This is a genomic window from Leucobacter viscericola, from assembly GCF_011299575.1.
Lineage (GTDB): Bacteria > Actinomycetota > Actinomycetes > Actinomycetales > Microbacteriaceae > Leucobacter > Leucobacter viscericola.
In genome coordinates, this window is record NZ_CP049863.1 from 223,409 (window position 1) to 237,965 (window position 14,557).

At 60.3% G+C, this 14,557-nt stretch carries 14 protein-coding genes; 3 read left to right on the forward strand and 11 right to left on the reverse strand.

The window, feature by feature from the left end; genetic code table 11:
* Window positions 1-33: 33 nt before the first annotated feature.
* Genes G7068_RS01090 through G7068_RS01115 form a run of 6 tightly spaced genes read right to left on the reverse strand, consistent with a single transcriptional unit; the run spans window position 34 to window position 6,266 of the window.
* A complete protein-coding gene (locus tag G7068_RS01090; RefSeq protein WP_166287664.1) occupies window positions 34-1,287 on the reverse strand; it encodes a cytosine permease in 1,254 nt (417 codons plus the stop codon).
* 3 nt (window positions 1,288-1,290) lie between these two features.
* A complete protein-coding gene (locus G7068_RS01095; RefSeq protein WP_166287667.1) occupies window positions 1,291-1,689 on the reverse strand; it encodes an allophanate hydrolase-related protein in 399 nt (132 codons plus the stop codon).
* Between the two features lie 12 nt (window positions 1,690-1,701).
* Window positions 1,702-3,114 carry a YlbE family protein gene (locus G7068_RS01100; protein WP_244304584.1) on the reverse strand — a complete coding sequence of 471 codons (1,413 nt, stop codon included), beginning with the start codon at window positions 3,112-3,114 and terminating at the stop codon, window positions 1,702-1,704.
* The gene (fdrA, locus tag G7068_RS01105; protein WP_166287670.1) at window positions 3,111-4,676 is read right to left on the reverse strand and encodes an acyl-CoA synthetase FdrA; all 1,566 of its coding nucleotides are present in this window, start codon (window positions 4,674-4,676) and stop codon (window positions 3,111-3,113) included. The genes G7068_RS01100 and fdrA overlap by 4 nt, the downstream gene beginning before the upstream one ends.
* Window positions 4,673-5,581: an oxamate carbamoyltransferase subunit AllH family protein gene (locus tag G7068_RS01110; protein ID WP_166287673.1), complete on the reverse strand. Its 909-nt coding sequence runs from the start codon at window positions 5,579-5,581 to the stop codon at window positions 4,673-4,675. Before G7068_RS01110 ends, fdrA begins: the two co-directional genes overlap by 4 nt.
* A 16-nt stretch (window positions 5,582-5,597) precedes the next feature.
* Complete coding sequence (locus G7068_RS01115; protein WP_166287676.1) at window positions 5,598-6,266, reverse strand: cysteine hydrolase family protein; 669 nt, start codon at window positions 6,264-6,266, stop codon at window positions 5,598-5,600.
* A 179-nt stretch (window positions 6,267-6,445) separates the two neighbouring features.
* Here G7068_RS01115 and G7068_RS01120 point away from each other — a divergent pair, with 179 nt between their 5' ends.
* Window positions 6,446-7,315, forward strand: a complete 870-nt coding sequence (locus tag G7068_RS01120; RefSeq protein ID WP_166287678.1) for a LysR family transcriptional regulator — start codon at window positions 6,446-6,448, stop codon at window positions 7,313-7,315.
* A gap of 10 nt (window positions 7,316-7,325) precedes the next feature.
* On the opposite strand, the gene G7068_RS01125 is transcribed toward G7068_RS01120, so the two are convergent.
* Window positions 7,326-8,687 (reverse strand): Ig-like domain-containing protein, encoded by a 1,362-nt coding sequence (locus tag G7068_RS01125; RefSeq protein WP_166287681.1) that lies wholly within the window; start codon window positions 8,685-8,687, stop codon window positions 7,326-7,328.
* A 172-nt stretch (window positions 8,688-8,859) separates the two neighbouring features.
* A complete protein-coding gene (locus G7068_RS01130) occupies window positions 8,860-9,213 on the reverse strand; it encodes a hypothetical protein (RefSeq protein WP_166287684.1) in 354 nt (117 codons plus the stop codon).
* Between the two features lie 159 nt (window positions 9,214-9,372).
* Between G7068_RS01130 and G7068_RS01135 the strand changes: the two genes are divergently transcribed.
* On the forward strand, window positions 9,373-10,578 hold the full coding sequence (locus G7068_RS01135) for a hypothetical protein (RefSeq protein ID WP_166287687.1): 1,206 nt from the start codon (window positions 9,373-9,375) through the stop codon (window positions 10,576-10,578).
* A 9-nt stretch (window positions 10,579-10,587) separates the two neighbouring features.
* Here G7068_RS01135 and G7068_RS01140 read toward each other — a convergent pair whose 3' ends face one another.
* Genes G7068_RS01140 through G7068_RS01150 form a run of 3 tightly spaced genes read right to left on the reverse strand, consistent with a single transcriptional unit; the run spans window position 10,588 to window position 13,352 of the window.
* Entirely contained in the window at window positions 10,588-12,030 is a 1,443-nt protein-coding gene (locus tag G7068_RS01140) for an SMI1/KNR4 family protein (protein ID WP_166287690.1), read from the reverse strand.
* A gap of 59 nt (window positions 12,031-12,089) precedes the next feature.
* Window positions 12,090-12,809, reverse strand: coding sequence for a DUF6891 domain-containing protein (locus G7068_RS01145; protein ID WP_166287693.1), 720 nt, complete (start codon window positions 12,807-12,809; stop codon window positions 12,090-12,092).
* Between the two features lie 36 nt (window positions 12,810-12,845).
* Window positions 12,846-13,352, reverse strand: coding sequence for a hypothetical protein (locus G7068_RS01150; protein WP_166287696.1), 507 nt, complete (start codon window positions 13,350-13,352; stop codon window positions 12,846-12,848).
* Window positions 13,353-13,498: 146 nt separating this feature from the next.
* On the opposite strand from G7068_RS01150, the gene G7068_RS01155 reads away from it, so the two are divergent.
* A complete protein-coding gene (locus G7068_RS01155; protein ID WP_166287699.1) occupies window positions 13,499-14,542 on the forward strand; it encodes a leucine-rich repeat domain-containing protein in 1,044 nt (347 codons plus the stop codon).
* Window positions 14,543-14,557 lie beyond the last annotated feature (15 nt).

The window sequence follows — 14,557 nt, forward strand, 5'->3', positions numbered from 1 at the left end:
TTCTATTGTCTGGAGAGTTTTGGTGGAGCGCGCTTATGCTCGTTGGCGCCGAATAAGCCCAAGTGCCCCGTAGAGCAGAGCACTGAACAGCAGTGAGTCGAGCGAGGGCACCGAGGTGATCGTGAGGATGCCATTGGCGCACAGGAAACCGAGGATGCTGCCGGCGAACCAGATTGCGTATGTGTCAAGTCGCACCGCAGGCTGTGATTTGAGCACTGACTCGTCGTAACCGCGTCGGCGGTAGAGGGCGAAGTCGACAATGTAGATACCCGCGACGGGAGGTGCTGCGACGCCTAGGAAGAGCAAGAAGCTCGGAAGCCACGCGCCCACGTCCATGCTGCCAATAACAGCCACTCCAATGCCCAGGGCTACAGTCAGCATCCACTTCTTGCGCACAATGTTGAACAGGTTCGCAAAGGCGAGTGTGCCCTGAAACATGTTGCCTGCGTTAGCCGTGACCGAGGCGATCACCATCAGAATGATCGCGGGAACAACCGAGGCGATGATCCCCATCGCGTCAATCAACGATCCCTTGCCCGTCAGCACGCTCGGGATTGCCCCCGCAACATAGAGCAGCGGATATGCAACCAAGAAGGTGAGAATCGCACCGACGATCGCGTGCTTGCGGCTACGAGTGAAGCTTCCGAAGTCGGCCGCGGTGACCACCAGCACGATAGCCGTTCCGACAACCGTTGACACGGCAACACCCCACGGCATGGATCCGCTCTGCGCGTGTGCGCTGAGCCCCGCCGAGAGCGACTGGAACACCAGGAATCCAAGGATCAAGACGATAACCGGAACAGCCCACTGCGCAACCTTGCCGATCACCTCAAAACCGAATGCGGTTGATGCGACAAAGATGATGCAGCCGATCGTTACCAGAATCGGAAGGGGAACACTGATACCAAAGGAAGTGCTCAGCAGGTTTGAGACGGCGAGTCCAAACCCGTTGGCCGTCACGGCGCTCCAACCGAAGAGGCTCACGGCGAGCAGCACGGTTACGGCTTTTGCACCGAGTCGCCCAAACGGAAACCGAACGATGTCATACGTAGGCTGCCGGGCGTGCTGACCAATTGAGAGTGTGAGCGAAGCGAGCAGGGTGAGGATCACGGCACCGACAAGGATGGCCGCGATCATGCTTCCCATGGGCAATCCCGTGCCGAGGGTTGGAGCGGAGAGCACAACCGGCGTCACCAAGATGCCGAGAAGGATCAAGGCCAGGCGCCATCCCGGTGCACCAGAGGCAGCGCTACCGCGGGTGGTGTCTTCGGTTTCAGCTTTGACCATGGGTCAGCCCTCCGTATCTGTCATCGCAGCAGTGTAGGCACGCCATCCACCAAATTCGGTGATATCGCGCTTTCCCTCCACCAGGAATGGCTCGCCGAGCACACCGAGCACCGTTGACCCATCGGCAAGTTGAACTTTTCCGATCGAGAGACCTGCGGGCTCTTGGCCGAGAACCGTGGCGATGCCATCGTTCGGCACATCCCACACCTCGAGGGCGACCGCGGTGCCGCTGTTGTCTGTCACGCGGATCATTGCTGGGTGAACATCGTCGATGCTCCACAGCCGGTAGCATGCCTCAGTCGTGGTTTCAGTGACGAACGTCGCCCCGACCGCAGTGAGATTGGGGTTGAGCACAAGGCCGCGCATGAGGGTGCCGTTGACGGCAAGACGTGTGGTGTTCATAGTTTCTGATCCTTAATCGTTAGTGAGATTTTCAGCGAGGGCGGCGACCGCCTCCGCAAAACATGCCTGAGGTGCCGAGGTGATGCCCGCACCGATCTGACCGACACCGGCCTTACGGTGGGCGATGCCGCTGTTAATCACCGGCAGTGTGCCGGAGTCGAGCACGGCGAGTGCGTCAATGCCTGCCGCACTTCCCGCGAAGTCCAGGGCGGGAAGGCTGAAGACAGGGTTCGTTCCGAGTGTGATCGTGCGCATGCGTCGGCTGTGTGCCGTTGCATCCGCGGGCGTTCCCCCGACAAACTGCACAATCGCAGGGGCGGCCGCCATCGCGAACCCGCCGACACCGGCAGTCTCGGTGATGGCGCTGTCCCCCAGGTCTGGCGCGGCATCATCGATGCCGTAACCGGGAAAGAACAGGCCGTCGATGGGGTTGGCGGGTGCCTGGAACCACTGGTCCCCCGTGCCCGAGAGGCGGATCCCAAAGTTGATTCCGTTTCGAGCCATCACGGTGACCATTGAGCTGCCCGGCACCCCTGTCGCGGCGTCGAGCATGGCCTTGCTGGCCGCCATCGATAGGTTCAAGAAGAAGTGGTCATTGCCGGCGATGAAGTCGATCGAACGCTGTACCTGCCCAGTGGGGAGGTCGGTTGCGAGCAAAGCGGGCACGAGCTGCTTGAACAGCAGCCCGGTCGCGGCGGCGTTGCGATTGTGAATCTCGTCGCCCATGAGCAACGCCTGGGCCATAATTGGCTTCAGGTCGATCCCGCCGATGTGACGCACCGCTCCCCGCATTGCGGGGAACAACTCGTCGCGCATCCAACGCAAACGCTCGATTACCTCGGGGCCATTTGCGCCAAACCGAAGCACCTTGCCGAGGCCCTCGTTGAAGTTGCTGTAGGCCCGGTTGCCAGACGTGACGTTCTCGACCTGCCACAGCGGGCTTGAAGGGCTGATGACGCCGGCCATCGGCCCCACCGCACCGTAGTGGTGGCAGGGTGCAAAACGGATCTCGCCGCTGTCTGCGAGTGCCAGCGCCTCTTCTTCGGATGCAGCCCATCCCTCGTAGAGGATGGCGCCAGTGATTGCGCCGCGCATGGGTCCGCACATATCGGCAAACGCGATCGGCGGGCCAGCGTGCAAGATAAGCCGCGTGGTGGCCATGTCGTCGATCACGTCGCTTGCAAGAGCGACGTCGACCAAACGAGGCTGAGCGCTCAGGTAGCGGTCGAAAGCGATTTTGTTCGCTTCGGTGACACGATCATCACCCATCAGCTTGGCGAGCTGCCAGCCGGCTGCAGCATCTCCATTTGCCGGTGGGTGCCAATTGAGCTGGTGGGCGGTTGCTCCGGCGCTGATGATGTCGTCAGCAAAAGAAGCTAGGCCGAGGTTCAGCACCTCGGGCTCTCGAGAAAGTAGGTGCATCATGAGTTTGCTCCTGACGGGGTTTGTGAGTTGAGCGTTGCGAGTGCCCAGTGCGCGGCTTCGGCGTTGCTATCGGCGACGTATACGCCCGCGTCGCGCAGGCGCTCGACAACGGCTGAGCGGTCTTGAGAATCGAGCTCAGTACCGCACACGTGTGCAATGAGTGAAACGGTGCGGCCCGCGGCAGCGGCAGCGCGACGGCCGGTTTCCAGCACGTCAATCAGCGACGAAACCGGGTCTGCTGAAGCGCCGTAACCAATGACCACATCAAACACCAACACCGCGGTTTCGGGATCGCCGAGCTCGGCCGTAATCCGCTCATTGCGCAGGGTTGGATCGATCATTGGGTGTGGGCGACCCTGAGTGAACACGTCATCACCCATGTCAAGAATGGTGTGACCCTCGCTGTGCCAGAGGTCAGTAGCCATCTTGTTGCCGGCAACCGGGGTGTTTGACGCCGCAACGACGCCCCCCTGCTGGCAGAGGGACTGCGTTTCATAGCAGAATGTGCCACCGGAGAAGACTCCGCGCAGGTACTTCTGCGAGGGGGTACGCGTGAGAGCTTCTGCCCTCAGCGCGACTGGCAGGGAAGACTCTGCAATCTGCACCGGATCCTTCCCCGCCGCAACGGCCACAGCGAGATCGGCGGCACCCGCGAGAGTGTCGGCCATCACAATGCCGGAGGTATCGATACCCGCGTCCTTCGGGCCGACAAACACGGCGACAACGGGGGTGCTTAAGCTGCGTGCCATATCAAGAACCCGAGCGGCAACGGAGGGTGCCGGTGGTTTTGAGACCAGTACGATCACGTCGGTCGCTTCGTCTTCCTCTAGCCCGCGCATGGCGCGCAGCATGGAGATTGCACCGACCTCGGCTGATAGGTCGTGGCCGCCGGTGCCGAGTGCGTGCGAGACGCCAGCCCCGAGGTGGTGGATCCGGGTTGCAACTTCCTGGGTTCCGGTTCCCGATGCCCCTACGATGCCGATTGAACCGCGGCGCACTGCATTCGCGAATCCGAGCGGTACTCCACCCACAATCGCCGTTCCGCAGTCAGGCCCCATGACCAGCAGACCGCGGTCATCCGCGTAGCGCTTCAGGGCAATCTCCTGGTCAACAGGAACGTTGTCGCTGAACATCATCACGTCAAGGCCAAGCTCAAGCGCTTTGAGTGCTTCGGCGGCAGCATATTGCCCCGGTACCGAGATCAGCGCGAGTGTGGAATCGCCGTAGCGGGATGCAGCAGCTTTCAGGCTCACTGGGGGTGCTTCCTCGGCGGCACCCTCTTCTGATCCGCTGCGCTCCTTGGTGAGGAGCTCTTCAGCCAGGTCGAGCGCTTGGGTGCGTGCTTCTTCTGCGCCGCGGACCACAACAAGCAGGTCGTTGGGGCCCGCCGAGCTGTCATCCGCGAGTCCTACTCGGCGTAGGTTGGCTCGGTTTGCTTCGGTGGCCATGACAACCGAAGCCTCCTCGATGCCCTCTAACTTGGTAACGGCCGCGGTGATCGCCATAAGGGCGACTGAGTCCTTGTATAAGTTGGGATACACACGGTGTTCGGAAACCGTCATTGTGCTTTCTCCTTTGTTGAAACGTTTGATTCGTCAGCGGCCAGCACAGAGAGGCCAAGCACGATTCCAGCGATCGCGTCTGCCCCCGAAGTGGCGCCGACAGCGAGCACGTGCTGAATGCAAGTGCTTTGCAGATCCACCAGGTCGGGCCGGGTGAGTGCGTCGAGCAGTTCGGTGAGTGGTTGGCTGAACTTTCCCTCTGTCGCAAGCTGCAAGTAGTGGCGACTGACATCGGTCGTGGCTTCGCCTCGCGTCGCAATGACCGCGGCCACTTCGTTGGCAACGTCGCGAGCGTACGTACCACCGCTTCTCGCGAGTGTGGCCAGCAGGCCAACCAGCAGATCGTCCCCCGAAGGAGTCAGACCTGGCCCCAGACCGATGAGGGCCCCCACCGCGGTGGCCAGCTCGTCGCTCGTTGCCGAGCAGGTCGCGTTTTGCGCGAGAATCTTGCGCAGGGCGTCGACCGCGGCGCACAGATCCGGTCGATTTCCGCCGCCTACCGGGTGCTCGTGCACGACCCTGCGAAGCTGAACCGTGGTAGCGGTGTTCAGCGTCGCAAACTGTAGCGCGTGATGCGGGCGCCATACCTCCGCGCCAGATATATCGAGGGTGTAGGTGCTCTCCCCCGATCCGCCAATGCGGATCAGGCCGTCGGCCAACCAAACTGGTTGGCCTGGAGCGACCGAGGGCTGCCAGCGGCGACCAGCATGCCCGGCTATTCGAATCGATGTTGGGGAGTGTAGGTTGGCGCTGTCTTGCAGCGTCAGGAGCGTTCCGGCAACTGCCAGATTGCAGGAGTGTGCAAAGACGCTGTGCACGACTCCGGTGAACGTGCCCTCTGGTACCGCGTGGCCGCGAGAGAGGGCACGTTCGTGGCGCTTTGCCTCCTTGTTGAGAAGGGGCATCGCCGACATGGTCGTGCTAGCTGTTCAGAACGCGAAGAGCCGCAGCCGAGTCCGAGACCCAACCGAAGATCGCACCCTGTGCTTTGATCATCTTCAGGCCGACCTCTTGGAACTCGGGAAAGTACGAGCCGGTGCAGTCAGAGAGCACCACGCACTCGTAGCCGCGGTCGTTTGCCTCGCGCACCGTCGTGTGCACGCAAACCTCAAGTGTCACTCCGCAAACAATAAGCGTTTTGATGCCCTTGTTCTGCAGAATCAAGTCAAGATCCGTGGCGTAAAAGGAGCCCTTGCCAGGCTTGTCGATGATCGGCTCACCCTCGATCGGGGCAAGCTCGGGCACAATGTCATGGCCCTTCTCGCCGCGAACAAGGACCCTGCCCATTGGGCCGTCTTCGCCAATGAACGTGGTGCCGCCACGCGTCAGTTTTGCCGGTGGGCAATCCGCGAGATCGGGGCGGTGGCCCTCCCTCGTGTGGATCACAAACATGCCTGCCTTGCGGGCTGCTTCAAGCACTCGACGCGTGGGCTCAATTGTTTCCTGAAGCGGTGAAGTGTCGTTGCCCAGCATCTCACCAAATCCAGCCGGCTCAACGAAGTCGCGCTGCATGTCGATGATGAGCAAGGCCGTTGAATCTGTATCAAGTTCAAGATCGAACGGTTCTGCAGTAATTCGGGTATAGACCATGATGGTCTCCTTCTACGAGTGGTTTATCTTCAATCGAGAGTCACCAGTCCTGCAGTACTGGCGAGTCCTACCTCCCCGCTTCTATTATCCCTAATGTTTCGATCAATTTTCACCGAAACCATTGAATTGACGCGAATTCTTGTGATGACTTCTATCGCTTTTGTCGATATATTGGGCTTATGGAACTGCGTCAACTCGAGTACTTCATCGCTGTCGCTACCCACGGCAGCTTTACACGGGCAGCACGAGAGGTCCACACCGTACAATCGACGCTCAGTTCTGCGATCAATCGCCTCGAACAAGACGTCGGAACTGCGCTTTTCGAACGAACAACGCGGCGCGTTGCGCTCACAGTGGCGGGGCAGGCACTGCTGCCACTTGCGATTCGTATGATTGGTGATGCCCACGCGGCGCGGGGTGCCGTTGCTGCTGTTATGGGCCATCGCAAGGGGCAGGTAAATATCGGAACGATCCAGGCCCTTACCTGGATTGACCTTCCGGCCGCGCTCGGTCGCTTTCACACTGATCACCCGGGGGTCAGCATTACTGTTCGGGAGGCGCCCGTCGATGAACTCACCGACAGCCTGCTGGCTGGCGATATCGACCTTGCCGTTGTTGCCCGAGACCACTATCCGAAACCTATGGGCTTGGTTACTCTCAGCTCGCACGACGAAGAGCTGGTTGTTGTTGTGTCGAAGCATCATCCGCTTGCGGATCGAAACGAGGTCGCCATTGCGGAACTCGCTGGCGTTCCTTTCGTGAACTTCGAGGCCGGTGCCGGCCTTGAGGCCGTTGTTTCGCGGTATTGCGCTAATGCGCGCATTGAACGGACGATCGTTGTCCATACGGCCCAGCTTCAGCTACTCATCGAGCTTGTCGCACGAGGTCTCGGTGCGGCAATCATCCCAGCGAGCCTTGCGCAGCACCCTGAAATTGCCTCCATCCCCTTTGTAGCCCCGCGCCCCCACCGCACTGTTGCACTGCTCGCTCGAGAACAGCAGCCGAGCAACCCCGCTGCCGCTGCGCTCCTGCAATATTTAGGCGTCTGAGAGACCGCACTTAGCTGCGCCTTCGTGAAGTGCGTCGCAAAAGAGTGGTCAATAATCCGGTGAGTAGCAGCGTCACCGCGGTCAACACCGCGGGAGTAAGGGCAGCAGAACCGGTCTCCGGGAGCTCTGGTTGTTTGATCCCTGCTTGCCCCGGCGTAGGCGTAGGCGTGGGCGTCGGCGTGGGCGTGCCTGGCACCGCGACCGCGTCAAACACAACGGAAGTGTCGCCGGCTGATTGACCATCAACCGTTGCACTCACCCGGGCGGTTCCATCCGAGGTTCCACTGAGAGTTGCTGTGTAGGTGCCGTCGCTGTGGTCGATAACGCCACTGAGGGTGCCAAAGTCTGAGGTAAACGCAACGGAGCGCCCGCCCCGCTGGTCAGGTACGCCGCCCTCGGAAACGCTCAGCGTGATTGTTGAGACGCCGGTTTTTCCCTCGTCAAACGTGACTTGGCCTGGGGCTGCCGAGAGCTGGCCGGTAAGGGCCGCCCACTGCAGACGAACCGAACCATTCGTTTCAGTCGCTGCTCCACCACCCGTCGTCAGAGCCCCGCCCGTCACCGACGAAGCGAGAAACCCGGATCCACCACCCCCGCCTCCAGCGTCGGGCGCGAGCCCTCCGCTGCCGCCTCCGTAGTACCCGCCACCGCCACCACCGCTCACAACGCTGATGTTAGTAACGGCATCTCCGCCTCGGAACGCGGTACCTGGATTACCGCCCTGACCTGCTGCCCCACCGCCTGTTTGGGTTCCCGGTTGGCCTCGAAGCGCGGGGTCTGGGTCGAGGTTTTGGTGAGTTCCGGCGGTGCCGACTTCGCCGCCGCCGTCTCCACCGGACGGAATCTGCGGAACCGCCGTGACTGAAACGCTACCGCCGCCACCCCCGGCGATGAGTAATGGTGTCGGTGCGGGTCCAAGTGGGTCACTTGACCACACTCCGGAAAGCCCACCACCGGCCCCTGAAGAGTAGCCAGCGGTCGAGTCTGTTGCGCCGTTGCCGCCACCCCCGGTGCCATCAGATCCTCCAACCGTCACCCAGAGGGTACTGCCCGGAGTAAGACCCGTGATGATCCCCGAGGCTGCGCCGCCGATCCCACCATCACCGCGAAGTCCACCGCTCACGGGATCCGTGCCCATGCCTCCCCCGGCCCCCGCGGCAGAACTCAGAAGCCTGGTCACCCCGGCAGGAACAACGAAGGTCTCTGCTTCTGCCGGAGTGGAGAACTCCACGCATCCGACATAGCCGGGATCAGGGACGCAGCCGACCGGTGCGGCTATGGCCGCCGAGCTCACACCGAGTGTTGCCGCGCCACCAAGCAACAGTGACACGGTCAATAAACTCACCCGACCTGCCGGTTCAGAAACCCTCATGCCCAACTCCATCGTCTCGTTGCAGCCTGTCTCACGCACCAGCGTGTTGCAGCGCCTGAAAAGCACGATCAGTATCCCGCATTGAAGCCCAAATTTCTACGCATGGACTGCCCCACCGAATTTTGCTAAGAACCCGCGTTCTTCAAGATATGTTGCCGGGACCGACGAGGCCTCATTGCTCGCCAGAAAAGGCGCAGAATCGATCAATCAGGATGTCCATGCCCGTTTGCAACCACCAGGAGGGCATCACCTGTCCGGCGGACATACCGTGCCCCGGGTCGAATCGCTCGACGTAAAACGATGTCGAAGTGTTTGTGAGCGCCGTTCCCGTCGCGGACTCCCAGGCGCCTTCGAGAATCTTCCGCAGATCCCACTGGTTGTCGGGCAACGGAGTATCGGCCAGAACATCCTTGAGTTCTCCCCACAGGTAGGTGTCGCCGCGCAACCCGAAGCGAGGGGGCATGCGTGTAAAGAGGTCACCCACGGTCGACGGCGGCGCGAGCGGGGAGAATCGATGAGAACCCATGCCCTAACTCCTTCTGGTTAGCGCGGTAAGTCTTGGCCCTGCCAGAATATCTGAATGTCACCCATGAACGATTCGTATGCGAGCGAAGTTATGCCTGGAGAACATCGAGTGCACTCGCCGGGAGTGACCCGGTGTTTTCTTGGCGTAGAGGCTAGGAGCTTGCCGTTCACTGAACTCCTGAAGTCCACCGATTTCTCTGGGCTGAGCCACGCCTATGGGCCAGCAAACGACGCTGCCAAGCAGCTTGCGGGACTTGCCGGAGATACTGTTGATCGTCGTGCTGCCGGAGCCTATCTCAACGGAGTAGTTCTGCACCAGAGCACTCCGTCGGCAGTCACCGCGACGGTCGTGGAATTATTGCTTCGCTCAATCGAGGATCCCACGCTGCGTGATCAGCTTTCGGTGATCCTTGGGTTCGTGTCAGACGTTGCCGACGCGCCCTCTGACACGGGGATGCCTGTGGATGAAGACCTGTCCAGCATCCTGGTTGTTGACGGGGTGGACCAGCGAGAAATACTTGTCGACCTCACTCGACGCGGTGGCTTGGGCGGCGATGAGGGTGAAGCTCTTCTTGAGGTCGGCATGGCCTGGGGGTTTGAGGAGATCTTTGCGCACGCCCGATCCTGGTGGAGTCAAGTGGATCGGTTCTTAGCGGGGTGCGGCGGAACTCAAAACGGCGAGACCTCACCGTCATCGCTTGCCATTGGCGCGGCGGGCTACGCCCTGGCGAGACTCGCAACTCTTTGCGAGCCGTCTGTTTTGGAAGCAACAGCGGAACGGCTCAGGTGGCTGCTGACAACGATGCCCGCTGCGAGCTCCGACGGTCGTCCGGTGCTGGTTCGAGCGCTGGGTACGTTCGAATCCCCAGTTGAGTACTTGGATGATGCCGACAGACTCAGCAGGATCGCCGCGGCGTTGTCTCCGTTGCTGAAGCAGGATGAACGTGCGCTCACGCTGCTCGCCAGGGAACTTGAGCGGGCGGCCGATCTGGAACCGCTGCTCGAACGGCCCGAGTATCGCTCGGTATACCTCAACTTGCCCAACATGATTGCTCAGCTCACTTCAGCGAATATTGCTCCGGAACTTTTGGTGGACGCTGCTATCGGTTGCCTGCGGTGGACGGGGCAAACAGGAACAGGCTTGTATCAGACCGCTCGTTTTCTGCCTCGTGTCTTCCCCCTCCGCACTGACAACCAGGAGCTTGACCTGCTCAGCCCGGAACAGAGCCGCTATCTTGCGGCGTTACTCGCGGAGGGTGACCTCTTTGAACAGTTTGTATCGGGTCCCACAGGAGCATCGTTTGCGGCCGCTGGCCTGCCAACCACACGACGCGGGTGTTCGCGACTTATCCGTCGATCGAGGTGAATCGTTAGGTTAGCCCCGCCCGAACCAGCGGCGTTTCCGTGGTTTCGGCGGTGCTATCTGTGAACCGGGCGCCGCTGAATGATCAGCATCTTCCGCCCCGAGGTCAACCTGAATAACCCTGGAACTGATGAGAGGCTGCGATCGCGCAGCGAGTAGTCGGTTCGACAGCTCGGCGGTGGTGAGTAAATCGTTGCCGCTCACGCTAGCTGCGAGCAGGGTTGGTGGCACCGCATCGTGTTCGAGCAGCAACCTCCATTCAGCGGGCGCAAGCTCAAGAAATTCAAGGTTCGTGAACGAGGAGACCTGCTGCGGTGAAGCTAGACTTCCGGCTGCAACTTTCAGGTAGCGGAGGCTAGAAACGGCCGGTGAGGACTCTCTGAGAAGAGGTTCAAGATCAACGGGTTCTGAGACCTCTCCGATGTTGAGCGAAGCGATTGGCTCGTCGGCGATCTCGGCGATGGTCTTACCGGAGCGATCATTCACATACACAACAGGATTCTGGTTCTCCGCCCATGGAATCTTAGGCGCTTCGTCGGCCAACAACAGCTCACCCAGGCTTTCCGTGATTCGAACGGCGCCCGCAGATTGCTCATGATCTAAGAAAAGGATCTGGCCGACAACACCCTCTGGCCCCGGTGCGAGGTCGACGGCGTACATGTTTCCGCCCCAGTCGTTGGCAAGAGGAAACCAATAGGGTGATCCAGCGAGAGGCTGCACCGCACCACTCGGAGCCGTTGCCGCCACCTCGGTTGCGTTAGATGCCCAGCCGAAAAAGCGGTTTTCTGGGGTGTATGCGTCGCGTTGTTCGGTGTCGTCAAGAGCAATGATGTCGAACCCGTAGAACCCGGTGGCATCCTCATCGTCACTCAGAATAAGATCGCCACTCGCCGCGGCTCTGTACAGGGCACGGACCTCCGCGGGAAGCGGGACGCCGAGGCGCTGTTCCACCGCTTCAATGAGGGTGTCGGGTGCTCCCACCGCGTCGGGCATTCGTCGTTCTACGAGTTCGGTGATGCGCTGAACGTACTCGCTCTTGGGTTCGATAGTCGGCTGCTCAGGCAGCACAGCCTCACGTCGAAACGTTTCGGGCATCGCACCCGGCACGAGCACAATCGAATTGATCGGTCGGCTTGATCCGGTTTCGACCGAGGCAGGGAACCTCAGAAGCGTGACCTCACCTTTGCCAGTGGCTTCGATCCGGATATTCACCCCGACCTGGCGATCCTCCTGGGCCTCATTCACGGCGGAGAGAGCGTCCATAAAACCGTCGTCTGAAGAGCGGTCGGATCGTGCTGAAAAGTCACCGTCGTCCTCGTATGAACCACCCCACGAAGATCTGCTCACTGTGCCGCTGAACTGTGACACCGCGGTTCCAGGAGGGGCCTCCGCGCGAAGAGCGCGGGCGGCGCGGATCCAAAGTTCTGTTCCGGTTTCGTCAGTCAGATCAGTCATATCAGCGTCCGTTCGAGAGATAGATGTGGAGCTTCGTCGGGAGACCCGCGGCCGCCAGCCTAGGCCGGGAGCGGCTTGCGCCAGTCAGTGATCTGGACGGCGATCCTGTTTTTTACGTCTTCATCCCAGCGAACGTCGAGCCCTCGCGAGCGAAGAGCGGCGCTGACCCGCTGGCCCACTCCGGTATCGGTCAAGACAACGACTTCGGATCGCGCATCCTCATCGCCGGCGCGCGCCATCTCGAGCAGCTGCGGATCGATGTCATCGGCCGGGCGCCACGAGCTGTAAGTAAGGAACAGCTGCGCCGGATCATCCGCGAGCCTGTCCGCATCTTGCCGGTGAAAGAAGGTGTACTCCCGCTCAAGGAACGGATATCCTTCGGCAACCTCTATCGGGGTTCGTTCATCGTCGATCTCGTCTGTGCCGCACGTCTGGCAACAGGTAAAGTCCATGCGCGCAATGACCCCCTGCTCTCCCAGGTCTTCAAACGCCAAGCGGAGCTTTTCGTAGTCCGACTCTCCTACCCAGGTTGTCTGTTCTGCGATCCGGCGAGCCCACACATCCTCGACAGTTTGCTCCACACGCTGGTCCTCGAGCGGGAGCTCGAGATTCTCGCGAACACTGTCGATCGCCTCAGCCTTCGTGCGGAACCCCGGAAGAACCGAAGCGGCTGCCTCATTCAGCAGCTGTTCTTGGGTTACGGTCGGCGCCGCCGCAGTTGCCTCAGTGTTCCGCTTTTGAGTGTTCTTGTCACGGTTACCGCGTCGGAAAAGTCCCATACTTCGATGCTACGGGGCGACCCTGAAAGGATTTGGTTATTGGAAGCGCTCGTACACCTGCTTCATCGCCTTCGCGCCGACGATTTCTTCAATGGCTTCGCGCACGATGTCTTCCTCGCTTCCGCGCGGGTAGCTGGTGAAGACTGTGCCTGCTTGGTTGCGTACGAGGATCTCGCCGAATCCACAGTCTTGGCAGCTGTTTGGATCGGGGCGGGCTTGTCGAAGACCCTCGTCTTGAAGGTTCTTCAGCGCCTCCTGAACCCGCTGCGGGGTACCGGTTATGGAGATCTCGTCGATCCCTGAGCGCGCAACGAGAACAAAGGAGTCCTTGTCGAATGACAGCTCGAGACGGCCGAGATCGGAACTTGGCGACGCGGGGCCGCCGAATCCGTAAGTGAGTTCGCCAGACTCAACAGCAGAGGAGAACCACTGTGGTGCGCAACCGGTCAGCACGAGCCCCAGGATCAGGGCCACCAGGGCCGCTGCGACTGAACGGACGCGGCGGGACTTGGTTGTCGCCTTCTGCAGGGGGAAGGAATCCATCATCTATTGGAACTACTTTCTGGTGGGCAGGTCATGCCTCGAACCAGCATGCCACCACGGGCTGGGAGCAACTACTGCACTGGAGCGCCTGCGGCAGGTGCGCGGGAGCGGGGCTGATCCTCACTTCTGCTGCGTAGACTCGTCACGTGAACAGCCTCGTTACTGCGCAGATCGCGTTGATCGGTGCACTTGCGGCCATCGCGATTTTCGGGTGGCAGTGGGGTCGTCCTAAGAACGGTGCACGGACTCCGCGCCGACAGTCCCTTGCTTCATTCCACCCCGGTGTGCCAGCAGAACAGGTTGAAGAGCTTTCCCTCGGATACTGGCGCCCAGTACCAAGACTTACGGGGTTGCAACGGTACAAAGCCCTGAGGATACTCGATCTGTCGGGCAACAAGCTTGCAGATGTGTCAAAGATAGGCAATCTGACGACACTTACAACTCTGAGAGTAGAGGGCAACCAACTTACGGATCTGAGGCCGCTGGCCGCGCTCATCAATCTTGAGGAACTCTTTCTCAGTGGGAACCCAGTCTCTGACCTTCGTCCGCTAAACAACCTCAAGCGCTTAAGTAAATTGCACCTGAACAATTCTCAGGTCCAGGATCTAACGCCCCTGCGTGAACTCACCGAGCTCACAACCCTGAATATTTCAGGCTGTCCAGCAACAGATTTGACGCCTCTGTCGGCACTTGGCAAGCTCTCAACGCTATATCTCAAGGGAACCAACGTATCCGAGCTCGCACCGTTGGCGGAGCTCAATCTTAAGACTCTTAACATGAGTGACACGACGGTGACATCCCTTCGCGACCTCGCTGGAATGCACTCACTACGCACCCTCAATTGTGTGCGTACAGACATCAGCGACCTTTCCCCAATAGCGGGGTTACGATCGCTTGAAGACTTGAGACTGTGGGACACGTCCGTCACTGATCTGACTCCCCTGGCCGCACTGATCAATCTGTACGACCTTGATCTTGCAGAAACTCAAGTCCATGACCTGACTCCGCTTGCCGGGCTCACAAACCTCGTCAGTCTGGATCTCAGCAGCACGGAAATCACCGACGTGACTCCGCTGGCGCAGTTAACAAACCTCACCTACCTCGATCTGAGCAACTGTCCTGTGGCGGATGTCTCCCCATTGGCGAACCTGCCAATTTACGAGGATCCCTCGAGCTTTCTTCGCCCCTAAACGAACTAACACACT